We start from the raw sequence: 26786 nt of genomic DNA on the forward strand, positions 1-26786 counted from the left end.
CGCCTGCTATCTCGCGTGCGCGCCGGGCGTCACCGGCGCGACGCTGACCGTCGACGGCGGCGAGCACCTCGTGCCGCCCGCCGCCGGCCCGAATGAATGAACTGCGCGGAAACGCGCGGCCTGACTGCCGCCACCCGCGCCGCTTTGCGTGTGCGCACGCCAATTTGACTGGAACGACCATGTTTTCCGCTCTCCTGCACCCCCGCCTCGCGGACTGCCGCAGGCTCTACCTGCGCGACTACGAAGTGCACATCAACATCGGTGCCTTCGAACACGAGAAGCGCGGCGAGCAGCGCGTCGTCATCAATGTCGACCTGTTCGTGCCGCTCGCGCTGTCGACCCCCGTCGACGACCGTCTGCATGAAATCGTCGACTACGATCTGATGAAGCAGAGCGTCGCGCAATGTCTGGCGCGCGGCCACATCCACCTGCAGGAAACGCTGTGCGACGCGATCGCCGCGCGCCTGCTGGCGCACGATGCCGTGCGCGCGGTACGCGTCTGTACCGAGAAACCGGACGCTTATCCGGACTGCGACGCCGTCGGCGTCGAAGTCTTTCGCATCAAGGACGAGGAGCGCGCATGAACGCCCCCCACATGAATGACACGACGGCCGATGCCGCCACCCTCGACGCGACCGCCGCCCCGGCCGGCCGCCCTGCGCTGACGCGCCGCGAACAGAAGGACGCGTACGAGAACAACAAGCTGTTCAAGCGGATCGTGCGCCAGGTCGGCCAGGCGATCGGCGACTTCAACATGATCGAGCAAGGCGACAAGGTGATGGTGTGCCTGTCGGGCGGCAAGGACAGCTATGCGATGCTCGACGTGCTGCTGCGCCTGCGCGAGCGCGCGCCGATCGATTTCGACATCGTCGCTGTGAACCTCGACCAGAAGCAGCCGGGCTTCCCCGAGCATGTGCTGCCGGAATACCTGAAGCAGGTCGGCGTGCCGTTCCACATCGAGAACCAGGACACCTACAGCATCGTCAAGCGGCTCGTGCCCGAGGGCAAGACGACCTGCTCGCTGTGCTCGCGGCTGCGCCGCGGGATCCTGTACCGCGTGGCCGGCGAGCTCGGCGCGACCAAGATCGCGCTCGGCCACCACCGCGACGACATCGTGCAGACGCTGCTGCTCAACATGTTCTACGGCGGCAAGCTGAAGGGAATGCCGCCGAAGCTGCAGTCGGACGACGGCAAGAACATCGTGATCCGCCCGCTCGCGTACGTGAAGGAAACCGATCTCGAGAAATACGCGGAGCTGCGCGAATTCCCGATCATCCCGTGCAACCTGTGCGGCAGCCAGCCGAACCTGAAGCGCGCGGAAATGAAGGCGCTGATCCGCGAATGGGACAAGCGCTTCCCGGGCCGCGTCGAGAACATGTTCAACGCGCTCGCGAAGGTCGTGCCGTCGCACCTGATGGATACGACGCTGTACCCGTTCCAGTCGCTGCGCGCGTCAGGCGTTGCCGATCCGCAGGGCGACATCGCGTTCGACGAGGAACCGTGCGCGTCGGGCGACGACACCGCGGCGCCGGGTGGCGCCCAACCGATCTCGATCGTCCAGTTCGACGACCTGTAAGCGGGGCCGGAACCCTAGTCGGAACGGGGCCGCAAGGCCTCTTTCCGGCGCTGTCGCCCCGCCGCGACAGGCCCGGAGCGACGGGGGCCGCATGCTAAAATGGTCGGCTTCGAACTCTTCTGACAAGCTGGCGCCATGAATATCGTGATTTTGGCGGCAGGCACGGGCAAGCGCATGCGTTCCACGCTGCCGAAAGTGCTTCATCCCCTGGCCGGCAGGCCGCTCCTCTCCCACGTCATCGACACCGCGCGCACGCTGCAGCCGTCCCGGCTCGTCGTCGTCGTCGGTCACGGCGCCGAGCAGGTCCAGGCCGCCGTCGCCGCCCCTGACGTCCAGTTTGCCGTGCAGGCCGAGCAGTTGGGCACCGGCCACGCGGTGCGCCAGGCGCTGCCGCTCCTCGATCCGGCGCAACCGACGCTCGTGCTGTACGGCGACGTGCCGCTCACGCGCGCATCGACCTTGCAGCGCCTCGTCGATGCCGCGCGCGAAGGCCGCTACGGGATTCTGACCGTCTCGCTCGACGATCCGACCGGTTACGGCCGCATCGTGCGCGACGCAGCCGGCTTCGTCACGCGCATCGTCGAGCAGAAGGATGCGTCACCCGAGCAGCTGAAGATCGCCGAGATCAACACCGGCATCATCGTCACGCCGACGGCCCAGCTGTCGATGTGGCTCGGCGCGCTGAAGAACGAGAACGCGCAAGGCGAGTACTACCTGACCGACGTCGTCGAACTCGCGATCGAGGCCGGTTTCGAGGTCGTCACCGCGCAGCCCGACGAGGAATGGGAGACGCTCGGCGTGAACAGCAAGGCGCAGCTCGCCGAGCTCGAGCGCATCCACCAGCGCAACATCGCCGAAGCCCTGCTCGTCGACGGCGTCACGCTCGCCGATCCGGCGCGCCTCGACGTGCGCGGCACGCTGCGCTGCGGCCGCGACGTGTCGATCGACGTGAACTGCGTGTTCGAAGGCAATGTGACGCTCGCCGACAACGTGACGATCGGCGCGAACTGCGTGATCCGCAACGCGTCGGTCGGTGCCGGCACGCGCATCGACGCGTTCACGCACATCGACGGCGCCGAGCTCGGCGCGCACACCGTGATCGGCCCGTACGCGCGGCTGCGCCCCGGCGCGCAGCTCGCGGACGAAGCGCACGTCGGCAACTTCGTCGAGGTGAAGAACGCGGTGATCGGCCACGGCTCGAAGGCGAACCACCTGACGTACATCGGCGACGCCGACATCGGCGCACGCGTGAACATCGGCGCCGGCACGATCACCTGCAACTACGACGGCGCGAACAAGTTCCGCACCGTGATCGAAGACGACGTGTTCGTCGGCTCCGACACGCAGCTCGTCGCGCCCGTGCGCGTCGGCCGCGGCGTGACGATCGCCGCCGGCACGACGATCTGGAAGGACGTGGCCGACGGCTTGCTCGCATTGAACGAGAAGACGCAGACCGCGAAGAGCGGCTACGTCCGCCCGGTCAAGAAGAAAAAATAACATCAGACGGGCGCCGCGCGGCGCCCGATTCCACAGAGAGGGTAAATTTTCATGTGCGGCATTGTTGGCGCAGTTGCGCAGCGTAATATCGTTCCGGTACTGATCGAAGGTTTGCGGCGCCTCGAATACCGTGGCTACGACTCGTGCGGCGTTGCCGTGCTCGAGCCGGGCGCACCGAAGCGCGCGCGCAGCGTCGCGCGCGTCGCCGATCTCGACACGCAGGTGCGCGAATCGCACCTCGAAGGCACCACCGGCGTCGCGCATACGCGCTGGGCGACGCACGGCGCGCCCGTCACGCACAACGCGCACCCGATCTTCTCGTCGAACGCGCTCGCGCTCGTCCACAACGGCATCATCGAGAACTTCGAATCGCTGCGCGAATCGCTGCGCGCGAAGGGCTACGAATTCGTGTCGCAGACCGACACCGAAGTGATCGCCCACCTCGTGCACAGCCTGTATCGCGGCAACCTGTTCGACGCGGTGCGCGAAGCGGTGGGCCAGCTGCACGGCGCGTACGCGATCGCCGTGATCCACAAGGACCAGCCGCACACCGTCGTCGGCGCGCGCCAGGGTTCGCCGCTCGTGGTCGGCCACGGCGATGGCGAGAACTTCCTCGCGTCCGATGCGCTCGCGCTCGCGGGCAGCACCGACCGCTTCACGTTCCTCGAGGAAGGCGACGTGTGCGAGCTGTCGCTCGACGGCGTGAAGATCGTCGACCGCAACGGCGCGCTCGCGCAGCGCGAGATCCGCGTGGTCAGCGCGTACGGTGGCGCAGTCGAACTCGGGCCGTATCGCCACTTCATGCAGAAGGAAATCTTCGAGCAGCCGCGCGCGATCAGCGACACGGTGCCGCAAACGGACGCGTTCGACGCGACACTGTTCGGTGACGCCGCGCCCGCCGCGTTCGCGGAAATCGACAGCCTGCTGATCCTCGCGTGCGGCACGAGCTACTACTCGGGCCTCACCGCGAAGTACTGGCTCGAATCGATCGCGAAGATCCCGACCCAGGTCGAGATCGCGAGCGAATACCGCTATCGCGAATCGGTGCCGAACCCGCGCCAGCTCGTGCTCGTGATCTCGCAATCGGGCGAGACGGCCGATACGCTTGCCGCGCTCAAGCACGCGCAGTCGCTCGGCCATACGCACACGCTGGCGGTCTGCAACGTCGCGACGAGCGCGATGGTGCGCCTCACCGAAATGCAGTTCCTGACGCACGCGGGCACCGAGATCGGCGTCGCATCGACGAAGGCGTTCACGACGCAGCTCGTCGCGCTGTTCGTGCTGGCGGCCACGCTCGGCAAGCTGCGCGGGCACGTCGATGCCGCGCAGGAAGCCGAATTCCTGAAACAGCTGCGCCACCTGCCGGCCGCGCTGAACAGCGTGCTCGTGCTCGAGCCGCAGATCATCGCGTGGTCGGAGGAATTCGCACGCAAGGAAAACGCACTGTTCCTCGGCCGCGGGCTGCACTACCCGATCGCGCTGGAAGGCGCGCTGAAGCTGAAGGAAATCTCGTACATCCACGCCGAGGCCTATCCGGCCGGCGAACTGAAGCACGGGCCGCTCGCGCTCGTCACGGAAGCGATGCCGGTCGTCACGGTCGCGCCGAACGACACGCTGCTCGAGAAGCTGAAGTCGAACATGCAGGAAGTGCGTGCGCGCGGCGGCGAGCTGTACGTGTTCGCCGATGCCGACACGCAGATCGTCAACGACGACGGCCTGCACGTGATCCGGATGCCGGAGCACTACGGGCAACTGTCGCCGATCCTGCACGTCGTGCCGCTGCAATTGCTCGCGTATCACACCGCGTGCGCGCGCGGCACTGACGTCGACAAGCCGCGGAACCTCGCGAAATCGGTGACGGTGGAGTAACGCAGGAAGCCGGTCGGCGCGCCCACGACGTGCGCGCCGGCGAGACAGACGGAGAGACAATGGTGAGACTGATTGGATGCGGTGTGCTGGCGCTGACGTTCGCGTCGACGGGCTGGGCCGCCGAGCATTACGTCGAGGTCTGGAACCCGCCCGAGGCACGGCACCCGGCAGCCCATGCGCCGGAAGCTCGTACCCCGGCCGCGCACACGGGCGCCGACGCGCGTACCGGCAAGAGCGCGGAGAAGCACGCGAATGCGACGCCGAAAGCCGCGGTGAAGCCGCACAAGCGCCGCGTCGCGCAGGCCGTGAAAGCCGGTTCGCATCGTCCGCCCGTAGCCGAGACGCCGGCCGCCCCGCGCCCCGTCGCGCAGCCCGCACCGGGCCGCCTGACGGTGATGCAACCGGCTGCGCCCGATGCGCAGCACGCACTGAATTACTCCAACATCCCGCGTCAATACACGCCGGACGGCAACGTGCTGCAGGTCGGCACGCACGGCCGCTCCGCGGAGGTGACTCGATAATGGAAGCGCAAACCTACCGCGGCTACCAGATCTGGGGCCACGCGATCCTGCAGCAGGACGAGATCCTGCAACCCGAGCGCTTCGCGGCGAGCGGCACGATCACGCAGAACAACAAGCTGGTCGAGGCATCCGGCGTGCTCGGCGTGTTCGACACCGAGGACGACGCGCGCGACGCGGGGCTCGAATGGGCCCGCGCCTGGATCGACGGCCACAGCTGAGCAGGCGCGGCGTGCGCAACGGGCACGCTGTCGTCACCGCTTTGCACGGGCCGGCCGCAAACCGCACATGAAAAAAGGGGCGTCATGGACGCCCCTTTTTTATTCGAACCCGGACTGCTCAGGCTGCAGGTCGTGGCGGCCGCACCGCCGCCTGCGGCCGGCCGACGAACCGTGCCAGCCCGACGATCGCGGCCAGCGTCGCGAGATACGCGACGATCTGGATGCCCGCCGGTCGCGCGGTATAGCCGATCAGCGTATGCAGCGCCTTGCCGACGATGCTGGTTTCCTTGAGCAGCCACGACGTATCCCAGATCACATCGCCCCATGACGGCACGAGGCCGGCCGCGAGCAGGAAGCCGACGCACTGGCTTGCCATCCCCGCCGCGAGCAGCACGATCAGCCAGTTGGTGACGGAGAACAGGCGCTTCAGCGGAATCTGCAGCAGGCCCGCATACATCCCGTAGCCGAGCCCGGCGCCGCCCAGCACACCCAGCAACCCGCCGACGATCATCTGCGGCGTCTGGCCCGGATCGCCCGCCGCGATGCCGTACAGGAACAGCACGGCCTCGGAGCCTTCGCGCAGCACCGCGACACCCACCACGATCGCCAGCCCCGTCAGCGGCTTGCTGCCGGCCGCGACGGCACGCCCGACCTCGGTCATCTGCATCGCCATCTCGCGGCCATGCCGGCTCATCCAGATGCTGTGCCACGCGAGCATCAGCGTCGCGACGAACATCACGCCCGCGTTGAAGACCTCCTGCCCCATGCCGGACGCCCACTGCGAAATCACGTCGGCGAACGCGGCGATCAGGCCGGCGCCGATCACGCCGCCCACCAGCCCGCTGCCGACCCACCAGCCGCGCCGCGGCACGCCCTTCGTGGCGGCCATCACGATCGACACCACCAGCGCGGCCTCGAGCACTTCACGAAAGACGATCAGGGCAGTAGACAACATGGCGATATGGCCTTACTTGACGGTCAGGTGCGTCTTCGACTGCGCTTCGTGATACTCGTCGTGGAATTCGTACGTGCCGGCCTTCAGCGGCCCGACCAGGATCTCCACCGACTTGCCGGCGGGCACGACCTTCTCGGCCTTGAAGTCGTCGCTCTCGAATTCGGCGGGTGTCGCGTCGAGGTTCTTCACGACGAACTTCACCTTCTTGCCGGCCGGGATCGTCACGCCGTCCGGCGAAAACTTGTGGTCCTTCAGGGTCAGGTTGACGACATCGTCGGCCGCGAAGGCGGACGTTGCCGATGCGCCCAGCAGTGCCAGCGCGAAGCCGAAAGCAAAACGGTTCATGTGGGTAACGAATTGAAATATCGAAGGGAGCTGATACTAAGATCGATTCGCATTTCCAACTCGCGTACCCTTACTAGCGACATGGTGATCCCGCTTCATGGATCGCCGTCGCGCCTTGCCCGGCAAGGCATCTGCGCCGCTTGGCCCGGAACGCCGTGCCGTCAATCGGGACAAGTTCCGAATGACGGCAGCGGCCCGATCGCGATTCATCAGACTTCACGTTTACAACATGCTGTCGCCGCACCATGCCCACGGCACCGATTTTCGGCGACACGCGTACGCTTGACCTTCCCACCGTGGCAAGCTTCATGCTGTCGATGCTTGTCAATCGTCAACTCAGGAGAACACGATGGAATTCGAAGTCCAGGACATGACCTGCGGCGGCTGTGCCAACGCCATCACGCGCGCGGTGACGGCCGCCGATCCCGCCGCGAAGCTCGACATCGACGTCGCGGCGAAGATCGTCAAGGTCGAATCGGCACAAGGCGCCGAGCGCGTGCAGTCGATCATCGAAGCCGCCGGCTTCCACCCCGCGCTGCGCACCGCCTGACGCCCGCGCGCCGCGACCCGCGGGCACACCGCCGTAAGGCGCTGCGCCCGCGGCCCGGTTTCGCGTCAGCGCAGCCGGATCAGCGTCGACTTCAGCTCGGTGTACTTCTCGAGCGCATGCAGCGACTTGTCGCGGCCGTTGCCCGACTGCTTGTAGCCGCCGAACGGGAAGTTCATGTCGCCGCCCTCGTCGTAGCAGTTCACCCAGACGGTGCCCGCACGCAGCCGGCGCGACACGTCGTGTGCGGTCGTCAGGTTCGACGTCCACACGGCCGCGGCGAGCCCGTATTCGGTGTCGTTCGCGATCCGCACGGCCTCGTCGACATCGTCGAACACGATCACCGACAGCACGGGCCCGAAGATCTCCTCGCGGGCGATCTTCGCATCGGGCTTCACCTCGAACACGGTCGGCTCCACGTAGAAGCCGCCCGTTTCCGCCTTCACGCGCGCACCGCCCGTGACGAGCCTGCCTTCGCTGCGCCCGGCTTCGATATAGCCGAGCACGCGCTCGAGCTGGATGCCGTCGACGATCGCCCCCATCGACACCGACGGATCGAGCGGATTGCCGGGCACGTATGCGCGCGCGGCCGCGACCAGCTTCTCGATGAACGCGTCCTTGATGTCGCGATGCACGAGCAGCCGCGAACCTGCCGTGCACATCTCGCCCATGTTGTAGAAGATCGCGCCGGCGGCTGTCTGTGCCGCGCGATCGAGATCGGGGCAATCGGCCAGTACGATGTTCGGCGACTTGCCGCCGAGTTCGAGCCACGCGCGCTTCAGGTTCGACTGCGCGGCGTACTGCATGATCAGCTTGCCGACCGCCGTCGAGCCCGTAAACGCGATGCAGTCGACGTCGCGATGCAGCGCGAGCAGCTTGCCCGGCTCGCCCGCGCCCGGCACGACGTTGAACACGCCGGCCGGAATGCCGGCCTCGTAAGCGAGCTGTGCGACGCGGATCGCGGTGAGCGGCGATTTCTCCGACGGCTTCAGCACCACGCTGTTGCCGGCCGCGAGCGCCGGGCCGAATTTCCACGCGGCCATCAGGATCGGGAAATTCCACGGCACGACGGCGGCCACCACGCCGACCGGCTCGCGCGTGACGAGGCCGACGAGATGATGATCGGCCGGCGCAACCTCGCCGCCCACCTTGTCGATCGCTTCCGCAAACCATTCGACGCAATACGCGGCGCCCGGCACGTCGACCGTCGTCGTGTCGCCGATCGGCTTGCCGGCGTCGAGCGTTTCGAGCAGCGACAGCTCGTCGAGATGCTCGCGCATCAGCGCGGCCCAGCGCAGCAGCACGGCCTTGCGCGCACGCGGGTTCAGCCCGGCCCACACGCCTGCGTCGAACGCGCGGCGCGCGGCCGCGACAGCCGCGTTCACGTCGGCCTCGCCGCAGTCGGCGACCTTCGCGAGCACGCGGCCGTCGATCGGGCTCACGCAGTCGAACGTCTTGCCACCGTGCGCGTCGCGCGACGCGCCGTCGATGAATGCGCGCCCTTCGATCTTGAGCGACGCCGCCTTGTCCTGCCAGTCAGCCAAAGTCAACTTGTTCATCAGGATGCCTCAGTTTTTTGGCATTCGCGATGCGGCACGCCGCTGCGCATGACGCGCAGCCGGCCGGCAGCGAATGCAGTGACGCGCGGTGGAAAGGTCAGAAGGTCGCCGGCGAATTGGCCGAGACGACCTCGCAGATCAGGTCCGCGCTGGGATTGCGAAAACGGTGCGGCAAACGGCTTTCGAAGTAGTAGCCGTCCCCGGGGTCGAGCAGCCACGTCGCGCCGTCGACGGTCAGCTCGAGCCGCCCCGACACGACGACCCCGCCCTCGTGCCCCGCGTGCACGAGCATCTCGGGCCCCGTATCGGCCTGCGGCTGATAGATCTCGCGCAGGATGCACATGTTGCGGTCCTTCATGCTCGCGCCGACCAGGTGAAACGCGAGCGTGTCGTTGCCGAGGTTCGGCATCTCGTCGCGACGCGACACGACCGTACGCGATTCGACGAGCTCGAACGTGAAGAACTCCGCGAGACTCATCGGGATGCATTCGAGCAGTTTCTTCAGCGAGCCGACCGACGGGCTCACGCGGCCCTGTTCGATCAGCGAGATCGTGCCGTTGGTCACGCCGGCCCGCTTCGCGAGTTCGCGCTGCGACAGGCCATGCTTGTTGCGCACGAAACGCAGGCGCTCGGCGACTTCGGTGGACATCGATTCGGTTTCGGACACGATAAGTGCGATGACAAAGTGAAACGACGCGGTGGACAGCCGTTGAATATTCTAATCACTTTATGCCGCACATCAGCGGGGAAAACCCTGAAAGGCGTTCGAAATAATGAACACCCCGCACATTATTCCGTTTGCGAATCTTTTGTTCGCACTGCTCGGGAAAGCCCTGATGCAGCACCGTTAAAAAACATTTGACGCCGTTTTTGGCTCGTATATGCTGGCTCTCAGGTTAGCGTCATCAAGCTTTCATGGGCAGCAAAAAACGTTATCGCAACGCAAAAATTGATGCCCATCAATGTAAATAACGCGTAACCGGCGCCTTGATTATTTTAAACGCCCAGCGCGTCGAAACGGTCAGGTGTTCAATACTTTCAACAACCCAGTCGAGTGTAATCGTGAGAGTCCGTGGCCCTCTGGTGAGGTGGGATCGAGGCGATGTGCGAAGTTTGCGCAGCGCGGCGCCCGCTTCCGACGACGGCAGTTGCGGCTGGCATAGTCCTCGCCTGCTTCATCTGTCGATCTACACCATCCTGTCCCGTCGTTCCGTTCGGCGTCACAACGCCGTTTCCGCACGCGCATTCGTCGCCGTCGATACCGACGAAGTGGCGTCGCTGCTGCCGTAGCGCCTCTCCTTTCTTTACGTCGTTCGTTTCGTCTGCTGATTCGCCAACCGCATCGTCCGTGCGGTGACGGAACGCGTTCGCGCATTCGTTGCCGCGTCGCGTGTCGCAAAGAAACGAACGACGGCCTGATCGTCGCGCGCAGCGCGGATCGCCACGTCATCCCGTTGCGCCCATTCACCAGCGGCCCTGCGTCTCACGCAAGGCTGCGGGGTTGTTGCACGCCGGCGTTTCGCCACATCCGGCAAGACAGACGCAACAACCCTCCGGATAACTGATTGACGTCATGGAAAGAAGGAAACCCCTCGTCGGCATCACCGCCGACCACACGCAAATCGGCGCGCATGCGTCGCATACGGTCGGCGACAAATACGTCGCCGCGATCGTCGACGGCGCGCAAGCGTTCGCGATGGTGCTGCCCGCGCTCGGCGAGCGCCAGTCGGTCGACGACGTACTCGACACGGTCGACGGCCTGCTGTTTACCGGCAGCTACTCGAACGTCGAGCCGCACCTGTACGGCGGCGAACCGAGCGCACCGGGCACGAAGCACGACCCGGCCCGCGACGCGACCACGCTGCCGCTGCTGCGCGCGGCGATCGCCGCGGGCGTGCCCGTGCTGGCCGTCTGCCGCGGCTTCCAGGAGCTGAACGTCGTCTGCGGCGGCACGCTGCACCAGCGCGTGCATGAAGTGCCGGGCTTCGCCGATCACCGCGAGGACGACGACGCGCCGATGGATACGCAGTACGGCCCCGCGCACGTCGTGCGCCTCACGCCCGGCGGCAAGCTGCACGCGCTCGCCGGCGGCCGCGACGAAGTGCACGTGAACTCGCTGCACAAGCAGGGCATCGCGCAGCTCGGCTCCGGCCTCGCCGTCGAGGCCGTCGCGCCGGACGGGCTGATCGAAGCCGTGAGCGTCGTCGACGCACCGGCTTTCGCCCTCGCCGTGCAGTGGCATCCGGAATGGCGCCATGCGCAGGACCCGCTGTCGAGCGCGATCTTCCGCGCCTTCGGCGATGCCTGCCGCGCCCGCCGCGCCACCCGCACGCGTGCCACGGCCGCTGCCGCGCTCGCCTGAGCGCCGACCCAACCAACGAGAACAGACATGCATGACATCGAAGATTTTCTGAAGCAGCACCGGATCACTGAAGTCGAAGCGATCATTCCCGACATGGCCGGCATCGCGCGCGGCAAGATCACGCCGCGCAACAAGTTCACGTCCGGCGAATCGATGCGCCTGCCGCAAGCCGTGATGGTGCAGACCGTCACCGGCGAATACCCGGAAGACGGCTCGCTGACCGGCGTGACCGACCCCGACATGGTGTGCGTGCCCGACGCATCGACGATCCGCCTGATCCCGTGGGCCATCGACCCGACCGCGCAGGTGATCCACGACTGCGTGCACTTCGACGGCTCGCCGGTCGAGATCTCGCCGCGCTACGTGCTGCGCCGCGTGCTCGACCTGTACAAGGCGAAGGGCTGGAAGCCCGTCGTCGCGCCCGAGCTCGAGTTCTACCTGGTCGACATGAACAAGGATCCCGACCTGCCGCTGCGCCCGCCGGTCGGTCGTACGGGCCGCCCCGAAACGGGCCGCCAGTCGTATTCGATCGAGGCCGTCAACGAGTTCGACCCGCTGTTCGAGGACATCTACGAGTACTGCGAAGCGCAGAACCTCGACATCGACACGCTGATCCACGAAGTCGGCGCCGCGCAGATGGAGATCAACTTCATGCACGGCGACGCGCTGTCGCTGGCCGACCAGGTGTTCCTGTTCAAGCGCACGGTGCGCGAAGCCGCGCTGCGTCACAACATGTACGCGACGTTCATGGCCAAGCCGATGGAAGACGAACCGGGTTCGGCGATGCACGTGCACCAGAGCATCGTCGACGAGGAAACGGGCCAGAACCTGTTCACGTCGCAGGAAACCGGCGGCGCGACGTCGATGTTCTACAACTACCTCGCGGGGCTGCAGAAGTACACGCCGGCGCTGATGCCGATCTTCGCGCCGTACATCAACTCGTATCGCCGCCTGTCGCGCTTCATGGCCGCGCCGATCAACGTGCAGTGGGGCTACGACAACCGCACGGTCGGCTTCCGCATCCCGCACTCGGGCCCGTCGGCACGCCGCATCGAGAACCGCATTCCGGGCGTCGACTGCAACCCGTACCTCGCGCTCGCCGCGACGCTCGCGGCCGGCTATCTCGGCATGACCCAGCGCCTGGAGCCGACCGAGCCGCTCGTCAGCGACGGCTACGACCTGCCGTACCAGTTGCCGCGCAACCTCGAGGAAGGGCTGACGCTGATGGCCGCCTGCGAGCCGCTCGGCGAGATCCTCGGCCACAAGTTCCTGAAGGCGTATTTCGCACTGAAGGAAACCGAATACGAAGCGTTCTTCCGCGTGATCAGCTCGTGGGAACGCCGCCATCTGCTGCTGCACGTCTGAGCGTGCACCCAACCGAATACGGAATCACGGAGGAAACATGACGTACCGCAACGAATCTGCCTGGATCCAGCCGGCCGCACCGAGCGCCACAGCCGCCGCACCGCGTGCGACGCAGGCGCGCACGACCGCCGAATACCGCGCGCTCGACGCCGCGCACCACATCCACCCGTTCTCTGACATGGGCGCGCTGAATCGCGCAGGCAGCCGCGTGATCGTGAAAGCCGACGGCGTCTACCTGTGGGACTCGGACGGCAACAAGGTGATCGACGGGATGGCCGGCCTCTGGTGCGTGAACGTCGGCTACGGCCGCAAGGAACTCGCCGACGCAGCCTATCGCCAGATCCAGGAACTGCCGTTCTACAACACGTTCTTCAAGACCACGCACCCGCCGGTGATCGAACTGTCCGCGATGCTCGCGGAAGTCACGCCGAAGGGCTTCAATCACTTCTTCTATTGCAACAGCGGCTCGGAAGGCAACGACACCGTGCTGCGCCTCGTGCACCAGTACTGGCGCGTGCAGGGCCAGCCGCAGAAGAAGTTCGTGATCTCGCGCAAGAACGGCTATCACGGCTCGACAATCGCGGGCGGCACGCTCGGCGGGATGGGCTACATGCACGAGCAGATGCCGTCGAAGGTCGAGAACATCGTGCACATCGACCAGCCGTATTTCTTCGGCGAAGCGGCAGCCGGTGAAACGCCGGAAGCGTTCGGCCTGGCCCGCGCGCAGCAGCTCGAAGCGAAGATCCTCGAACTCGGCGCGGAGAACGTCGCCGCGTTCATCGGCGAGCCGTTCCAGGGCGCGGGCGGCGTGATCTTCCCGCCGTCGACGTACTGGCCGGAAATCCAGCGGATCTGCCGCAAGTACGACATCCTGCTGGTGGCCGACGAAGTGATCGGCGGCTTCGGCCGTACCGGCGAATGGTTCGCACACCAGCATTTCGGCTTCGAGCCGGATCTGATCACGATGGCCAAGGGCCTCACGTCGGGTTACGTGCCGATGGGCGCAGTCGGCATTCACGAGCGCGTGGCGCGACCGATCATCGACAACGGCGAATTCAACCACGGCCTCACGTACTCGGGCCACCCGGTGGCGGCGGCCGTCGCGGTCGCGAACCTGAAGCTGCTGCGCGACGAAGGGATCGTCGAGCGCGTGAAGAACGACACGGGCCCGTACTTCCAGGCACTGATGCGCGAAACCTTCGCGCGTCACCCGATCGTTGGCGAAGTGCACGGCCACGGCCTCGTCGCTAGCCTGCAGCTCGCCGAATCGCCGGCCGAACGCCGCCGCTTCGCGAACGGCGGCGACGTCGGCACGATCTGCCGCGATTTCTGCTTCAACGGCAACCTGATCATGCGTGCGACCGGCGACCGGATGCTGCTGTCGCCGCCGCTCGTGATCTCGCGGCCGGAAATTGATGAACTCGTATCGAAGGCGAAAAAAGCAGTCGATGCAACCGCCCAGCAATTGGGTATTTCGTAACGGTTTTGCCTATAGGCGTGCGGCGGGCGCCGCACGCCGCCATAACCAGGGGAATTCCACCATGCGTGCCTGCTTTCTTCGCCAAGCCTGTTCCGTTGCCGCCCTTGCCGCCGCGGCCGCGTTCACGTCGGTCGCCAGCCCGACGGCACACGCGGCCGACGAGCTGAATGTCTACAACTGGTCCGACTACATCGCACCGGACACGATCCCGAACTTCCAGAAGCAGACGGGCATTCACGTCAAGTACGACAACTACGACAGCGACGATACGCTTCAGGCGAAGCTGCTGGCCGGCAGTTCGGGCTACGACATCGTCGTGCCGACGTCGAACTACATGGCCAAGCAGATCCAGGCCGGCGTGTACCAGAAGCTCGACAAGTCGAAGCTGCCGAACCTCGCGAACCTCGACCCGCTGCTGATGAAGATGATCGCGGATGCCGATCCGGGCAACCAGTACGGCGTGCCCTGGGCGTACGGCACGGACGGCATCGGCTACAACGCGCAGGCGGTGAAGAAGGCACTCGGCGACAAGGCGCCGGTCGACAGCTGGGCACTCGTGTTCGACCCGGCCAACATGGAAAAGCTGAAGGGCTGCGGCGTGTCGTTCCTCGACCAGGCCGTCGACGTGTTCGCTGCCACGCTGCAATACATGGGCAAGAACCCGAACAGCACGAATCCCGGCGATTACCAGGCTGCGTTCGAAGTCCTGAAGAAAGTCCGCCCGTACATCACCCAGTTCAACTCGTCCGGCTACATCAACGACCTCGCGAACAACGACGTGTGCGTCGCGCTCGGCTGGTCGGGCGACGTCGGCATCGCGCATCGCCGCTCGGCCGAAGCGAAGCGTTCGTACGACATCAAGTTCTCGAACCCGAAGGAAGGCGGCCTGCTGTGGTTCGACGTGATGGTGATCCCGAAGGATGCACCGCACCCCGAGGCCGCCCTGAAGTGGATCAACTACGTGTCCGATCCGAAGGTCAACGCGGCGATCACCAACACGGTGTTCTACCCGACCGCGAACAAGGCCGCACACCAGTTCGTCACGCCGGCCGTCGCGCAAGACCCGACCGTCTACCCGCCGGAAGACGTGCTGAAGAAGATGGTGCTGATGAAGCCGATGCCGGCCGACATCCTGCGCCTCCAGAACCGCCTGTGGGCCCAATTGAAGACCGGCCACTGATCGCCCAGCATTCCGGCGGTGCAGGCATCGCTATACGCCTGCCCGCCTGAGATCCGCGGACCTCCGTCCGCCCGCGCGCGTCGCGCGCACTGTTCCATCCGGCACGAGCCGTCGTCCGTGAGTCGCGTTGCGCGCCTCGCGCGGGGACGCTCACGCCTGCAATCCGTGAAGAACGAATGGTGAACCCCATGCAATCGATACCCTCTTCCGCTGCTGCACGACAGACCCAACCGGCCCCCGCGGCCCGTACGCAAAACGACGCTTTCGTGCGCATCGAAAACGTCGTGAAGAAATTCGGCGACAGCACCGCCGTCGACAACGTGAACCTGACGATCGCGAAGAACGAACTCTTCGCGCTGCTCGGCAGCTCGGGCTGCGGCAAGTCGACGTTGCTGCGCATGCTCGCCGGGCTCGAGACGGCCACCTCCGGCAAGATCTTCGTCGACGGTGAAGATCTCGCGTCGCTGCCGCCGTACCGCCGCCCGGTGAACATGATGTTCCAGTCGTACGCGCTGTTCCCGCACATGTCGGTCGAATCGAACGTCGCATTCGGCCTGAAGCAGGAAGGCACACCGAAGAACGAGATCAAGGAGCGCGTGGCCGATGCGCTCGCACTCGTGCAGATGAGCAAGTATGCGCAGCGCAAGCCGCACCAGCTCTCCGGCGGCCAGCAGCAGCGCGTCGCGCTGGCCCGCTCGCTGGTCAAGCGGCCGAAGCTCCTGCTGCTCGACGAGCCGATGTCCGCGCTCGACAAGAAGATCCGCCAGAAAACCCAGCTCGAACTCGTGAACATCATCGAGAAGGTCGACGTGACCTGCGTGATGGTCACGCACGATCAGGAAGAGGCGATGACGATGGCGAGCCGCCTCGCGGTGATGAGCGAAGGCAAGATCGTGCAGATCGGCGCACCGGGCGAAGTCTACGAATTCCCGAACAGCCGCTTCTCGGCCGAATTCATCGGCTCGACGAACCTGTTCGAAGGCCGCGTCGTCGAGGATGAGCCCGATCACATCTTCGTCGAAAGCGACGACCTCGAAGCGCGCATGTACGTGAGCCACGGCATCACGGGCCCGCTCGGGATGCCGGTCGGCATCTCGGTGCGCCCGGAACGCATTCACGTGTCGCGTGAGAAGCCGGGTTCGAAACACAACTGGGCACGCGGCGTCGTGACCGACATCGCGTACATGGGCAGCTATTCGCTGTATCACGTGCGCCTGCCGAGCGGCAAGACGGTGGTGTCGAACCTGTCGAGCTCGCATCTGATGAACGACAACGCACCGGCGTGGAACGACGACGTGTTCGTGTCGTGGTCGCCGGCCAGCGGCGTCGTGCTGACGCAGTGAGGACGCCACGATGAGAACCTCCGCCTCCAATCCGTCCGCGCCGGTACCGACCGGCGCCGCGAGCGCCGGCTCCGGTCGCGCCCGCCCGGGCCGTTTCTCGATGCTGCAGCGCTTCCTGCCGTCGGGCCGCAGCGTCGCGATCGGCGTGCCGTTCGTGTGGCTCGCCGTGTTCTTCGCGCTGCCGTTCGTGCTGGTGCTGAAGATCAGCTTCGCCGACCAGGTGATGGGCATCCCGCCGTACACGTCGCTCGTCGAGTTCAAGGACGGTGTCGTGCACTTCGCGCTGCAGCTGTCGCACTACGCGTTCCTGCTGCAGGACGACCTGTACATCGCGACCTACCTCAGCTCGCTGAAGATGGCCGCCGTGTCGACGGTGCTGTGCCTGCTGATCGGCTATCCGATGGCGTACTACATCGCTCGCTCGGAGCCGAATCGCCGCAACGTGCTGATGATGGCCGTGATGCTGCCGTTCTGGACGTCGTTCCTGATCCGCGTGTACGCATGGATCGGCATCCTGAAGGACGACGGCCTGCTGAACCACACGCTGATCGCGCTCGGCATCATCCACACGCCGCTGCGGCTCTACCACAGCGATGCGGGCGTCTACATCGGGATGGTCTATTCGTACCTGCCGTTCATGGTGATGCCGCTGTATGCGCACCTCGTGAAGATGGACCTCACGCTGCTCGAAGCCGCGTACGACCTCGGCGCGAAGCCGTGGGTCGCGTTCACGCGGATCACGCTGCCGCTGTCGAAGAACGGGATCATCGCCGGCAGCCTGCTGGTGTTCATTCCGGCGGTGGGCGAGTACGTGATTCCGGAACTGCTCGGCGGCGCCGACACGCTGATGATCGGCCGCGTGATGTGGGATGAATTCTTCAACAACATGGACTGGCCGATGGCGTCCGCGGTGACGGTCGCGATGGTGATGCTGCTGCTGGTGCCGATGGCGCTGTTCCAGTACTACCAGGTCAAGGAACTGGAGGACGCGAAATGATCAAGCCGAGCAAACCGCTGTCGACGGGCGTCCTCGCCTTCGGCTTCCTGTTCCTGTACATCCCGATCATCAGCCTGGTCGTGTACTCGTTCAACGAGTCGAAGCTGGTGACGGTGTGGTCGGGCTTCTCGCTGAAGTGGTACTCGGCGCTGCTGGACGACGATGAGCTGCTGACTGCCGCATGGCTGTCGCTGAAGATCGGTCTCCTGACCGCGACCGCGTCGGTCGTGATCGGCACGTGGGCCGGTTTCGTGCTCGCGCGCTTCGGCCGCTTCAAGGGCTTCACGCTGTACACCGGGATGATCAACGCGCCGCTAGTGATTCCGGAAGTGATCCAGGGCATCTCGCTGCTGTTGCTGTTCGTTGCGCTGGAGCAGATGTTCGGCTGGCCGAAGGGTCGCGGGATGGTGACGATCTGGATCGGCCACGTGATGCTGTGCGTGTCGTACGTGGCGATCATCGTGCAGTCGCGCGTGAAGGAGATGAACAAGTCGCTGGAAGAGGCCGCGCTGGATCTCGGTGCGACGCCGCTGAAGGTGTTCTTCGTGGTGACGCTGCCGCTGATCTCGCAGGCGCTGCTGTCGGGGTGGCTGCTGTCGTTCACGCTGTCGATCGACGACCTGGTGCTGTCGGCGTTCCTGTCCGGGCCGGGCTCGACGACGCTGCCGCTGGTGGTGTTCTCGCGCGTGCGGCTGGGGCTGAACCCGGAGATGAACGCACTGGCGACGCTGTTCATCACGGCGGTAACGATCGGCGTGATCGTCGTGAACCGGATGATGATCGCGCGTGAACGGCGCCGCATCGCCGACATGAAGGCGGCGTTCGCGGTGGCGTGACGCCCGGCCTCCCGCTTCAAAGATAACAAGCACTGCAGACAAGCAATACGCGCTGCCCCAGGGGGGGCGCGCGATTCGATTCCGATTTGACAGGCGCACGACAAGGAGAATCCGCAATGAAGAAGAAACTGATCTGCCTGCTGGTGGCCGGCGCGTTGCCGGGCATCGCGCTGGCCGACTCGACATCCGCCGAGATCAAGGCGCTGCAGGCGCAGGTCACGGCGCTGCAGAAGCAGATGAAGGCGATGCAGGCGCAGCTGTCGGCGAAGGGCGGCACCGCGACCGCCCAGGCCGGCACGAAGGCAGGGGTTGGCGCCGCGCCGGCCGCGGTGGCTGTGGACCCGGGCTCGCCGGACTACGGCAAGGCGCAGGCCACGCTGACCAACGACGAGGTCGGCGAGATGAAGCAGCAGATCGCGAACCAGCAGCTGAAGGTCGACTCGCTGACGGACGCGGCCAACACGGGCCCGCTCGCCGGCCTGTCGGTGACGGGCTACATCGACCCGACCTACATGTACAACCGCGCGGCCGGCACGTCGTCGTTCCTGTTCGCGAACCACGAGAACGCGTACAACTACTTCAACAGCACGTTCGGCGATCTGTACCTCGACATCAAGAAGACGTTCGGCGTCGGCCCGATGGCGCCGTCGGCGGAAATCACGCTGATGCCGAACCGCGGCAACGGCATCACGCTGCTGCAGAACTCGCGCGGCTCGATCACCGACAACCTGCTGAACACCGCGGTCATCAACGTGCCGATCACCGCCGAGACGACGCTGGTCGCCGGTTTGATCCCGAGCTTCGGCGGCTACGAGGTGCAGCAGTCGAACCAGATGCTCACGCTCACGCACAACCTGCTGTACGACTTCTCCGACCCGGGCAGCTACGTGGGTGCCGGGGCGAACTACACGAAGGGCAACTGGGCGTGGAAGTTCTTCGTCGGCAACGAGCAGTACCGCACGTACGGCTCGGTCACGACGACGGGCACCAATGCGCTCGGCGATCCGATCACCACCAGCAACAAGGTGCCGACCTTCACCGCGCGAGCCGACTACACGTGGTCGAGCGCACTCGACATCGGCGGTTCGTTCAACATCGGCCGCCAGACGCTGTCGAGCGCGATCGACAAGAACGGCGTCGTGCATTACGGCCCGGGTGCCGCAGCGCCGAGCGGCTACGGCACGTTCTTCTTCGCGGAAGCCGATGCAACCTACACGCTCGCCGACATCCAGTACAACGCGGAAGTCGACTACGGCCAGCAGCAGCATGCGGCATTCAACGGCGGGCTCGCGCAGTGGTACGGCCTGTCGCTGCTCGCGCACCGCAAGTTCAATGCACCGGTGGTCGGCCGCATGGGCGTGACGCTGCGCTACGATGCGCTCGTGAACAGCAAGAACGGCGGCGGCGGCGGCGGCATCGCGCTGAACGGCAACGGCATGGACCCGAACAACGGCTTCGGCGTCGATGCGAATTGCGTCGCCACGTCGCAGGCGAACGGCGGCATGGGCTTCGAGTGCAAGGGGGCGATCCGTCAGGATGTCGCGCTCGACCTGCTGTTCTATCCGACCCAGCAGATCACCGTGAAGGTCGAATACCGCCACGACTGGGCGAACAACAAGGTGTTCCTGCGCAACGACGGGTCGTATGGCAAGTCCAACGACCTGCTCGCGACGCAGTTCATCTATTCGTTCTGACGCAGCTCGCGCGGGACGCCGTGCCGCGCGCACGGCGTCCCGCGCCGTTTTTACCGGCCGAATGACGGTGCGCGACGCACCGCCGCCGGCTGCAACGAGGGAGTCGGATTCATGACGCAGTCTTTCACCCGCCGCGCCGATGCGCTCGCGCGCGACTCGTACTACGAAGCGACGGCCGTACGCCCCGCCGTGGACGACCCCGTGCTCGACGGGACGATCGACGTCGACGTCTGCGTGATCGGCGCCGGCTTCGCGGGCCTGTCGACGGCGCTCGACTGCCGTGCTCGCGGGCTGTCGGTCGCGGTGATCGACGCGCACCGCCCCGGCTGGGGCGCGTCGGGCCGCAACGGCGGTCAGGCGATCACCGGCTTCGCGAAGGACGAGGAGATCGAACGGCAGCTCGGCGCCGACGGCGCGCGCGCCGCGTGGTCGCTGTCGCTCGACGGCGTCGCGCTGATCGCCGAGCGGATCGCACGCTACGGGATCGACTGCGATTTCACGCGCGGCTACCTGACGGTTGCGACGAAGCCGCGCCGCATCGACGACCTGCACGCGTGGATGGACGCCGCGACCCGGCGCTGGGGCCATCCGTCGCTGTCATGGCTCGACACCGGCGAGATCCGTGCGCGCATCGCGTCCACGCGCTATCTCGCTGGCGTCTACGATCCGCTGTCGGGCCACCTGCATCCGCTCAAGTATTGCCTCGGCCTTGCCGATGCCGCCCGGCGCGAAGGCATCGCGCTGTACGCACATACGCCCGCGCTCGACATCGTGCACGGTGCGCGGCCCGTCGTGCGCACGCCGTCGGGCGACGTGCGCTGCCGCTTCGTCGTGTCGTGCTGCAACGCGGGCCCCGGCGGCGTGCTGCCGGCCGCGACGGCCGCCCGCATCGCGCCGATCGCGTCGTACATCATCGCGACCGAGCCGCTCGGCCAGGCGCGCGCCGACGCGCTGATCGCGCAGCGTGAAGCCGTGTGCGACAACAACTTCTTCCTCGACTATTTCCGGCTGTCGGCCGACCACCGGATGCTGTTCGGCGGCCGCGCGAATTCGGCGGGCGCGTCGCCCGCCACGCTCGCCGAAACGATCCGGCGCCGCATGGTCGGCGTGTTCCCGCAGCTCGGCGACGTGCGCGTCGACCACGCGTGGGGCGGCTTCGTCGACGTCACGCGCAACCGTGCACCGGATTTCGGCACGCTCGATCCGAACTTCTTCTACGTCCAGGGCTTCAGCGGCCATGGTGTCGCACTCACCGGCATCGCCGGACGCGCGGTCGCCGGTGCGATCGCGGGCGACACGCGCGCGTTCGACCTGTTCGCGCGCATGCGTCACCGGCGCTTCCCCGGCGGCGACGCCTGGCGGCAGCCCGCACTCGAGCTCGGGATGCTGTATCACCGCGTGCGCGAGCTATTCTGAGCCAACTCCTCCGTTATCCTGACCATGCAGACATTCGCCAATCAGCCGCACGTCGCGTCCTACTACGCGGCGACCGCCAACGATACGACCCGCCACGCGCCGCTCGCCGGCACGATCGATGCCGACGTGTGCGTGATCGGCGCGGGCCTCACGGGCCTGTCCGCCGCGCTCAACCTCGCCGAGCGCGGCCATTCGGTGACCGTGCTCGAAGCGTCGCGGGTCGGATGGGCGGCGAGCGGCCGCAACGGCGGCCAGCTGATCGGCGGGTTTGCGTGCGACATCGACACGTTCGGGCAATTCATGCCGGAAGGCGATGTGAAACGCGTCTGGGACATGGGGCTCGAAACGCTGTCGCTCGTGAAGTCGCGCATCGCGCAGCACGACATCGACTGCGCGCTGGTGCCCGGCTACCTGACCGCCGCGAACACCGAACGCGACGCCGACGCGCTGAAACGCTGGCGCGACGAAGCCGCGAAGCGCTTCGGCTACGACCGCTTCCACTTCGTCGAAGCCGACGAACTCGGCGACTACGTGCAGTCCGGGCGCTATTGCGGCGGCCTGTACGACCCGGACAGCGGCCACCTCCATCCGCTCAACTACACGCTCGGCCTCGCCCGCGCGGCGACCGATGCGAGCGTGCGCATCCACGAGGACAGCTGCGTGACGCGCGTGCGCGACGTCGCGGGCGGCCATGTCGTCGAGACGAGCGGCGGCAACGTGCGCGCGCGTTTCGTCGTGCTCGCGTGCAATACCTTCGTCGGCACGCTTGCGCCCGCGCTGTCGAAGAAGATCATGCCGGTCGGCACCTACGTGATCGCGACCGAGCCGCTCGGCGACGCGCGCGCCGCCGCGCTGATGCCCGCGCGCGCGGCGATCTGCGACAGCCGCTTCGTGCTCGACTATTTCCGGCCGGCGCCCGACTCGCGGCTTGTGTGGGGCGGCAAGGTCAGCTACTCGACGCGCGAGCCGCGCGATCTCGCCGCGGCGATGCGCGCGGACATGCTGAAGACGTTCCCGCAGCTCGCGGACGTGAAGGTCGACTACGCATGGGGCGGCTTCGTCGACATCACGATGAACCGCGCGCCGCACTTCGGCCGCATCGCGCCGACCATGTATTTCGCGCAGGGGTTCTCGGGGCACGGCGTGAACACGACCGCGCTCGCGGGCAAGCTGATCGCCGAGGCGATCAACGGACAGGCGAGCCGCTTCGACCTGTTCGACAAGATCCGCCATCGCGACTTCCCCGGCGGCGAGGCGCTGCGCACGCCAGCGCTGGTGCTTGCGATGAGCTGGTACCGGCTGCTCGACGCGTTCGGCGTGCATTGAGCGGCGGCCACATCAACGAGAAACGGCCGCGCCGACACGCAGCCGTTCCCTTGCCGCCGCGCGCGACGCGCTCCCGCTAGTCGGCCACCTTCTGCCGCATCGTCACGAACTCCTCGGCCGCGGTCGGGTGAATGCCGATCGTGTCGTCGAACTGCGCCTTCGTCGCGCCCGCGCGAATCGCGATCGCGATGCCCTGGATGATCTCGCCCGCATCGCGGCCCACCATGTGCGCGCCGACCACGCGCTGGCTGTCGCGCGCGACGACGAGCTTCATCAACGTGCGCTCGTCGCGGCCCGACAGCGTATGACGCAGCGCCTTGAACGACGTGCGGTAGATGTCGACGTCGCCGTCGTACAGGTCGCGCGCGGTCGACTCGGTGAGGCCGACCGTCGCGACTTCGGGCTGGCTGAACACCGCCGACGGCACCCATTCGTGATCGGCCGCGACGCGCGACCCGCCGAACAGCGTGCGGGCGAGCAACGCGCCGTCGCGCGTCGCGACCGGCGTGAGCTGCGGCCGCGACGTGACGTCGCCGATCGCATGGATCGACGGCACCGACGTCGCCGAATACGCATCGACGGCAATCGCGCCGCGCGCATCGAGCGCCACACCCGCCTGCTCGAGCCCGAGCCCGTCGACGTTCGGCACGCGACCGGTCGCATAGAGCACCTGGTCGTACGGCCCGTGCCGCGCATCGCCGACGCGCACGCTTAGCGTGCCGTCGTCCGCGCGCTCGATCGACTCGACCACCGAGCGCGCGTGGATCGTGACGCCCTGCTTCGTCATCTCGTCAGTCAGGAACTGGCGCACGTCGTCGTCGAAGCCGCGCAGGATCTTCTCGCCGCGATAGAACAGGTCGACGTGACTGCCGAAGCCGTTGAAGATGCCCGCGAACTCGACCGCGATATAGCCGCCGCCGACCACCGCGATGCGTTTGGGGCACGCGGCAAGCGACAGCGCCTCGCGCGACGTGATCGCGTGCTCGATGCCGGGCCGCGCGGGCAGCGACGGGCGCGAGCCGGTCGCGATCGCGATGTGGCGCGCGCGGATCGTGCGGTCGCCGATCGCGACCGTGTGCGCATCGACGAGCGTCGCGCGCCCCGCGTGCATCTCGACGCCCGATTGCCGCAGCAGGTTGATGTAGATGTCGCTCAGCCGGTTGATCTCGCGATCCTTCCCGGCGATCAGCGCGGGCCAGTCGAGCGTGCCGGCGCCGAAGCTCCAGCCGAAGCCCTTCGCGTCCTCGACTTCATGCGGGTAGTGCGATGCGTAGACGAGCAGCTTTTTCGGGATGCAGCCGCGCAGCACGCAGGTGCCGCCGATCTGCTCTTCTTCCGCTATGCCGACACGCGCGCCGTATGACGCGGACATGCGCGCAAGCCGCACGCCGCCCGAGCCGGCACCGATGACGAACAGGTCGTAGTCGAAATCCATCGCATTCCCTCATCGCAGTTCGGATGAAGGCACGATAGCAAGATTCCGGAATTCTTGCGGCGCACGGTGCAGCCCGGCGCCCGCCCAATAAAAAACGGCGAGAGACGTTGCCTCTCGCCGGTCAAACCGGCTGCCGGGTGTGTCATGCGTCACCGATCGACCGCATGCCCGACCTGCCGGCTGCGCGGCACCGGTCCGGCCGTGGGCGCGCGAAGGGCGCGCCCACGGCCGGACCAGCCGCCATGCTCATGCCTGCGACGTGTCGCTGCCGTCCGTCGCCTGCGTGTCGTCTGCCTGCTGCGGCTGCTCTTCCTTCTTCTTTTCGAGCATGCCTTCGATCGCTTCCGCACCCTTGAAGCCGGCGACGGCGGCTGCCGCCTTGGTCAGCAGGCCCGCATCCGGATCCAGCTTTTCCGCGCCTTCGACAGCTGCGACTGCGCCAGCGATTTCACCCACGGTGTCCAGGATACCCATCGTCATCCCCTTTCAAGAAAATCGTGAGCGCATCGTCCCACGAAAAAAACCGGCGGACCGCAATTGTCATCACCGGATACACAAGTTACGCACCAGGCCGGCCGCACTCGCCGAGCGCAACCGGAACGACGCACGCGCACGCCTGACGGCACGCAACGGGCGATGCACGCAGCGTAGCGGAAAGGCTTCGCGCGTACTGTAAAAGTATGTTCTGGATTGCCGACGGAACCCTTACGGCGCGGGGGTCTCGTGATGAAGCATTCGCCGAATAGTCGAATGCGCGTATGAAGGTCGCGCGACGAAAAAAAAGAGGCGCCTTGCGGCGCCCCTTCGATGCATGCCGGACGACTGCCGGCCCATGCGTTCCGACGTTCGTCAGAAGATATTGCGCAGGCCGATCGCGATGCCGGTCTGGTTGCTGCGGCCCGGCAGCTCGACGTTCGCCGCGCCGTTCGTCTTGTTGAAATCGACGGTGCCGTAGACTTCCGTGCGCTTGCTGAGCGCGTACTCGGCGATGCCGACGATCGCGTAGCGGTTGCCGCTCGCGAGCGTGCCGTTGGTGGTCATCGCATTGCGCATATGGTCGTAGTAGAACGCGCCCGTCAGCGTCAGCGGCGCACTGACCTGCCAGCTCACGCCCGCGAACGGACCGTCGTCGATCCGGCCGGTGCCCTTCGCGACCGGAATCGACTGCTGCGCGAGCAGGCTGTCGACGAAGCCCGTGTCGTCCTTCGAGCGCAGGTAGCCCGCGTAGATCTTCGCCTTGCTGAACGCATACACGACGTTCGCGTGGTAGATCGTCTGCTTGCGCGCCGAGTTGTCGCTGTTCTGCTGCGCGCCGGCTGCGATGCTGAGCGGGCCCATCACGTACGACAGCGACACGCCCCACGCATTGCCCTTGCCGAGCGAGCCCGGGATCTGGCCCGAGAAGCCGCCGGCGCCGGTCGATTCGTAGTTGGTGCCGGTCGAGTACATCGCCTTCGCGGTCAGGCCTTCGAACTTGCCCGTGTACTTGATCTGGTTGTCCGCATACAGGCCGCCGCCGAGTGCGACCGGCAGCCACGCGTTTTCGAGGTAGTTACCGACGGTCAGCGGATCGTAGGTGTCCGACAGCAGGTCGAACAGCGGCGTCTTCTGGCGGCCGAGGGTCACCGTGCCGTACGGGCTCTGCAGGCCGACGTACGCTGCGCGGTTGAACAGGCGGCCGCTGTCGGCGAATGCGCCGTTCTGCAGGTTCACGCCGCTCTCGAGGTTGAACACGGCCTTCAGGCCGCCGCCCAGATCTTCCGTGCCGTAGATGCCGAAGCGGCTGTTCGTGATCGCGCCATTGGTCATCGACAGCAGGCCGTCGTTCTTGGCGTTGGCGTTGGTCAGGTAACGGATGCTGGCGTCGGCGACGCCCCAGAGCGTGACCGAGCTTTGTGCGGCCGCGTACTGGCTGGCGAATGCGAGCGCGGCGCCCCCTGCGATGGCTGCGAGTCGGGTGGTCTGCTTCATGAGCTTTCCTTTTTGTAGGTGTCTCCATTCATGGCCGGCCGCGTGCGCAACCGGGTGGCGATCGCTCACGTTCTTGGCGCGCGCGATGTGGGCTGAATCATATGACGAGTGCCATTGCTGAAAGAAATTGAAATGCGCGGTAACGGCGGAACTGTCGCCCGCGCACAACGCTGCGCGCGCGAGGCTTGCCCGGCGGGCGTCGGGCACCGCATGGCAGCGCCCGCCTGCGCGGCTTACGGCATGTCGGGTCTGTAAGGATCGCGCGGCAGGCGCCGCGACACGGGCGCATGCGGG

25 protein-coding genes and 1 pseudogene are annotated in these 26786 nt (G+C 66.4%); 19 read left to right on the forward strand and 7 right to left on the reverse strand.

Annotated elements, in window-relative coordinates; translation table 11 throughout:
* The 7 genes and pseudogenes from G3O00_RS22515 to G3O00_RS22545 all read left to right on the forward strand — a co-directional run.
* Nucleotides 1-100 (forward strand): annotated as a pseudogene (locus tag G3O00_RS22515) (short-chain dehydrogenase); the annotation flags it as partial.
* Nucleotides 101-179: 79 nt separating this feature from the next.
* Nucleotides 180-584 carry a dihydroneopterin aldolase gene (locus G3O00_RS22520; RefSeq protein ID WP_041492975.1) on the forward strand — a complete coding sequence of 135 codons (405 nt, stop codon included), beginning with the start codon at nucleotides 180-182 and terminating at the stop codon, nucleotides 582-584.
* Nucleotides 581-1576 carry a tRNA 2-thiocytidine(32) synthetase TtcA gene (ttcA, locus tag G3O00_RS22525; protein WP_011353429.1) on the forward strand — a complete coding sequence of 332 codons (996 nt, stop codon included), beginning with the start codon at nucleotides 581-583 and terminating at the stop codon, nucleotides 1574-1576. Before G3O00_RS22520 ends, ttcA begins: the two co-directional genes overlap by 4 nt.
* 135 nt (nucleotides 1577-1711) lie before the next feature.
* Nucleotides 1712-3073, forward strand: coding sequence for a bifunctional UDP-N-acetylglucosamine diphosphorylase/glucosamine-1-phosphate N-acetyltransferase GlmU (gene glmU / locus G3O00_RS22530; protein ID WP_206144372.1), 1362 nt, complete (start codon nucleotides 1712-1714; stop codon nucleotides 3071-3073).
* Between the two features lie 51 nt (nucleotides 3074-3124).
* Nucleotides 3125-4942, forward strand: coding sequence for a glutamine--fructose-6-phosphate transaminase (isomerizing) (gene glmS / locus G3O00_RS22535; RefSeq protein ID WP_206144373.1), 1818 nt, complete (start codon nucleotides 3125-3127; stop codon nucleotides 4940-4942).
* A gap of 59 nt (nucleotides 4943-5001) precedes the next feature.
* Entirely contained in the window at nucleotides 5002-5463 is a 462-nt protein-coding gene (locus G3O00_RS22540; RefSeq protein ID WP_206144374.1) for a hypothetical protein, read from the forward strand.
* Nucleotides 5463-5681, forward strand: a complete 219-nt coding sequence (locus G3O00_RS22545; RefSeq protein ID WP_174955265.1) for a hypothetical protein — start codon at nucleotides 5463-5465, stop codon at nucleotides 5679-5681. The genes G3O00_RS22540 and G3O00_RS22545 overlap by 1 nt, the downstream gene beginning before the upstream one ends.
* 118 nt (nucleotides 5682-5799) lie before the next feature.
* Here the strand turns inward: G3O00_RS22545 and G3O00_RS22550 are convergent, their stop codons facing one another.
* Complete coding sequence (locus tag G3O00_RS22550; protein WP_174936264.1) at nucleotides 5800-6636, reverse strand: FTR1 family protein; 837 nt, start codon at nucleotides 6634-6636, stop codon at nucleotides 5800-5802.
* Between the two features lie 12 nt (nucleotides 6637-6648).
* Nucleotides 6649-6981: a cupredoxin domain-containing protein gene (locus G3O00_RS22555; protein WP_011353437.1), complete on the reverse strand. Its 333-nt coding sequence runs from the start codon at nucleotides 6979-6981 to the stop codon at nucleotides 6649-6651.
* Nucleotides 6982-7330: 349 nt separating this feature from the next.
* Here G3O00_RS22555 and G3O00_RS22560 point away from each other — a divergent pair, with 349 nt between their 5' ends.
* Nucleotides 7331-7531, forward strand: a complete 201-nt coding sequence (locus G3O00_RS22560; protein ID WP_021162112.1) for a heavy-metal-associated domain-containing protein — start codon at nucleotides 7331-7333, stop codon at nucleotides 7529-7531.
* A gap of 65 nt (nucleotides 7532-7596) precedes the next feature.
* On the opposite strand, the gene G3O00_RS22565 is transcribed toward G3O00_RS22560, so the two are convergent.
* Both G3O00_RS22565 and G3O00_RS22570 read right to left on the reverse strand, forming a co-directional pair.
* A complete protein-coding gene (locus G3O00_RS22565; RefSeq protein ID WP_206144375.1) occupies nucleotides 7597-9087 on the reverse strand; it encodes an aldehyde dehydrogenase in 1491 nt (496 codons plus the stop codon).
* 97 nt (nucleotides 9088-9184) lie between these two features.
* Nucleotides 9185-9736, reverse strand: a complete 552-nt coding sequence (locus G3O00_RS22570) for a cupin domain-containing protein (RefSeq protein WP_206144376.1) — start codon at nucleotides 9734-9736, stop codon at nucleotides 9185-9187.
* Between the two features lie 455 nt (nucleotides 9737-10191).
* Between G3O00_RS22570 and G3O00_RS43465 the strand changes: the two genes are divergently transcribed.
* From G3O00_RS43465 to G3O00_RS22620, 11 genes are all read left to right on the forward strand, one after another.
* Nucleotides 10192-10377, forward strand: coding sequence for a hypothetical protein (locus G3O00_RS43465; RefSeq protein WP_041492976.1), 186 nt, complete (start codon nucleotides 10192-10194; stop codon nucleotides 10375-10377).
* A 283-nt stretch (nucleotides 10378-10660) separates the two neighbouring features.
* Nucleotides 10661-11449, forward strand: a complete 789-nt coding sequence (locus G3O00_RS22575) for a gamma-glutamyl-gamma-aminobutyrate hydrolase family protein (protein ID WP_011353442.1) — start codon at nucleotides 10661-10663, stop codon at nucleotides 11447-11449.
* A 27-nt stretch (nucleotides 11450-11476) separates the two neighbouring features.
* Nucleotides 11477-12814, forward strand: coding sequence for a glutamine synthetase family protein (locus tag G3O00_RS22580; protein ID WP_011353443.1), 1338 nt, complete (start codon nucleotides 11477-11479; stop codon nucleotides 12812-12814).
* Nucleotides 12815-12851: 37 nt separating this feature from the next.
* Complete coding sequence (locus G3O00_RS22585; RefSeq protein ID WP_011353444.1) at nucleotides 12852-14294, forward strand: aspartate aminotransferase family protein; 1443 nt, start codon at nucleotides 12852-12854, stop codon at nucleotides 14292-14294.
* A gap of 61 nt (nucleotides 14295-14355) precedes the next feature.
* Complete coding sequence (locus tag G3O00_RS22590) at nucleotides 14356-15474, forward strand: polyamine ABC transporter substrate-binding protein (RefSeq protein WP_011353445.1); 1119 nt, start codon at nucleotides 14356-14358, stop codon at nucleotides 15472-15474.
* A gap of 188 nt (nucleotides 15475-15662) precedes the next feature.
* Nucleotides 15663-16817: a polyamine ABC transporter ATP-binding protein gene (gene potA / locus G3O00_RS22595; RefSeq protein ID WP_174936258.1), complete on the forward strand. Its 1155-nt coding sequence runs from the start codon at nucleotides 15663-15665 to the stop codon at nucleotides 16815-16817.
* Between the two features lie 10 nt (nucleotides 16818-16827).
* Nucleotides 16828-17814, forward strand: coding sequence for an ABC transporter permease subunit (locus G3O00_RS22600; RefSeq protein ID WP_011353447.1), 987 nt, complete (start codon nucleotides 16828-16830; stop codon nucleotides 17812-17814).
* A complete protein-coding gene (locus G3O00_RS22605) occupies nucleotides 17811-18650 on the forward strand; it encodes an ABC transporter permease subunit (RefSeq protein ID WP_011353448.1) in 840 nt (279 codons plus the stop codon). Before G3O00_RS22600 ends, G3O00_RS22605 begins: the two co-directional genes overlap by 4 nt.
* 116 nt (nucleotides 18651-18766) lie before the next feature.
* Nucleotides 18767-20344 (forward strand): DUF3138 family protein, encoded by a 1578-nt coding sequence (locus G3O00_RS22610; protein ID WP_206144377.1) that lies wholly within the window; start codon nucleotides 18767-18769, stop codon nucleotides 20342-20344.
* Nucleotides 20345-20455: 111 nt separating this feature from the next.
* A complete protein-coding gene (locus tag G3O00_RS22615; protein ID WP_206144378.1) occupies nucleotides 20456-21760 on the forward strand; it encodes an FAD-binding oxidoreductase in 1305 nt (434 codons plus the stop codon).
* Between the two features lie 24 nt (nucleotides 21761-21784).
* Nucleotides 21785-23086 carry an FAD-binding oxidoreductase gene (locus G3O00_RS22620; protein WP_206144379.1) on the forward strand — a complete coding sequence of 434 codons (1302 nt, stop codon included), beginning with the start codon at nucleotides 21785-21787 and terminating at the stop codon, nucleotides 23084-23086.
* Between the two features lie 76 nt (nucleotides 23087-23162).
* Here the strand turns inward: G3O00_RS22620 and gor are convergent, their stop codons facing one another.
* The 3 genes from gor to G3O00_RS22635 form a co-directional block, all read right to left on the reverse strand.
* Complete coding sequence (gene gor, locus G3O00_RS22625; protein WP_206144380.1) at nucleotides 23163-24521, reverse strand: glutathione-disulfide reductase; 1359 nt, start codon at nucleotides 24519-24521, stop codon at nucleotides 23163-23165.
* A 246-nt stretch (nucleotides 24522-24767) separates the two neighbouring features.
* Complete coding sequence (locus G3O00_RS22630) at nucleotides 24768-24995, reverse strand: hypothetical protein (RefSeq protein ID WP_174936249.1); 228 nt, start codon at nucleotides 24993-24995, stop codon at nucleotides 24768-24770.
* Between the two features lie 375 nt (nucleotides 24996-25370).
* Nucleotides 25371-26492, reverse strand: coding sequence for a porin (locus G3O00_RS22635; RefSeq protein WP_011353454.1), 1122 nt, complete (start codon nucleotides 26490-26492; stop codon nucleotides 25371-25373).
* Nucleotides 26493-26786 lie beyond the last annotated feature (294 nt).

The sequence above is a fragment of the Burkholderia sp. Ac-20384 genome, assembly GCF_017104605.1.
In the GTDB taxonomy this organism is placed as follows: domain Bacteria; phylum Pseudomonadota; class Gammaproteobacteria; order Burkholderiales; family Burkholderiaceae; genus Burkholderia; species Burkholderia lata.

Bases quoted from the DNA above. Each gene is read 5' to 3' on its own strand.
- G3O00_RS22520 (WP_041492975.1), top strand. From the start codon at position 180: ATGTTTTCCGCTCTCCTGCACCCCCGCCTCGCGGACTGCCGCAGGCTC.
- ttcA (WP_011353429.1), top strand. From the start codon at position 581: ATGAACGCCCCCCACATGAATGACACGACGGCCGATGCCGCCACCCTC.
- glmU (WP_206144372.1), top strand. From the start codon at position 1,712: ATGAATATCGTGATTTTGGCGGCAGGCACGGGCAAGCGCATGCGTTCC.
- glmS (WP_206144373.1), top strand. From the start codon at position 3,125: ATGTGCGGCATTGTTGGCGCAGTTGCGCAGCGTAATATCGTTCCGGTA.
- G3O00_RS22540 (WP_206144374.1), top strand. From the start codon at position 5,002: ATGGTGAGACTGATTGGATGCGGTGTGCTGGCGCTGACGTTCGCGTCG.
- G3O00_RS22545 (WP_174955265.1), top strand. From the start codon at position 5,463: ATGGAAGCGCAAACCTACCGCGGCTACCAGATCTGGGGCCACGCGATC.
- G3O00_RS22550 (WP_174936264.1), bottom strand. From the start codon at position 6,636: ATGTTGTCTACTGCCCTGATCGTCTTTCGTGAAGTGCTCGAGGCCGCG.
- G3O00_RS22555 (WP_011353437.1), bottom strand. From the start codon at position 6,981: ATGAACCGTTTTGCTTTCGGCTTCGCGCTGGCACTGCTGGGCGCATCG.
- G3O00_RS22560 (WP_021162112.1), top strand. From the start codon at position 7,331: ATGGAATTCGAAGTCCAGGACATGACCTGCGGCGGCTGTGCCAACGCC.
- G3O00_RS22565 (WP_206144375.1), bottom strand. From the start codon at position 9,087: ATGAACAAGTTGACTTTGGCTGACTGGCAGGACAAGGCGGCGTCGCTC.
- G3O00_RS22570 (WP_206144376.1), bottom strand. From the start codon at position 9,736: ATGTCCACCGAAGTCGCCGAGCGCCTGCGTTTCGTGCGCAACAAGCAT.
- G3O00_RS22575 (WP_011353442.1), top strand. From the start codon at position 10,661: ATGGAAAGAAGGAAACCCCTCGTCGGCATCACCGCCGACCACACGCAA.
- G3O00_RS22580 (WP_011353443.1), top strand. From the start codon at position 11,477: ATGCATGACATCGAAGATTTTCTGAAGCAGCACCGGATCACTGAAGTC.
- G3O00_RS22585 (WP_011353444.1), top strand. From the start codon at position 12,852: ATGACGTACCGCAACGAATCTGCCTGGATCCAGCCGGCCGCACCGAGC.
- G3O00_RS22590 (WP_011353445.1), top strand. From the start codon at position 14,356: ATGCGTGCCTGCTTTCTTCGCCAAGCCTGTTCCGTTGCCGCCCTTGCC.
- potA (WP_174936258.1), top strand. From the start codon at position 15,663: ATGCAATCGATACCCTCTTCCGCTGCTGCACGACAGACCCAACCGGCC.
- G3O00_RS22600 (WP_011353447.1), top strand. From the start codon at position 16,828: ATGAGAACCTCCGCCTCCAATCCGTCCGCGCCGGTACCGACCGGCGCC.
- G3O00_RS22605 (WP_011353448.1), top strand. From the start codon at position 17,811: ATGATCAAGCCGAGCAAACCGCTGTCGACGGGCGTCCTCGCCTTCGGC.
- G3O00_RS22610 (WP_206144377.1), top strand. From the start codon at position 18,767: ATGAAGAAGAAACTGATCTGCCTGCTGGTGGCCGGCGCGTTGCCGGGC.
- G3O00_RS22615 (WP_206144378.1), top strand. From the start codon at position 20,456: ATGACGCAGTCTTTCACCCGCCGCGCCGATGCGCTCGCGCGCGACTCG.
- G3O00_RS22620 (WP_206144379.1), top strand. From the start codon at position 21,785: ATGCAGACATTCGCCAATCAGCCGCACGTCGCGTCCTACTACGCGGCG.
- gor (WP_206144380.1), bottom strand. From the start codon at position 24,521: ATGGATTTCGACTACGACCTGTTCGTCATCGGTGCCGGCTCGGGCGGC.
- G3O00_RS22630 (WP_174936249.1), bottom strand. From the start codon at position 24,995: ATGGGTATCCTGGACACCGTGGGTGAAATCGCTGGCGCAGTCGCAGCT.
- G3O00_RS22635 (WP_011353454.1), bottom strand. From the start codon at position 26,492: ATGAAGCAGACCACCCGACTCGCAGCCATCGCAGGGGGCGCCGCGCTC.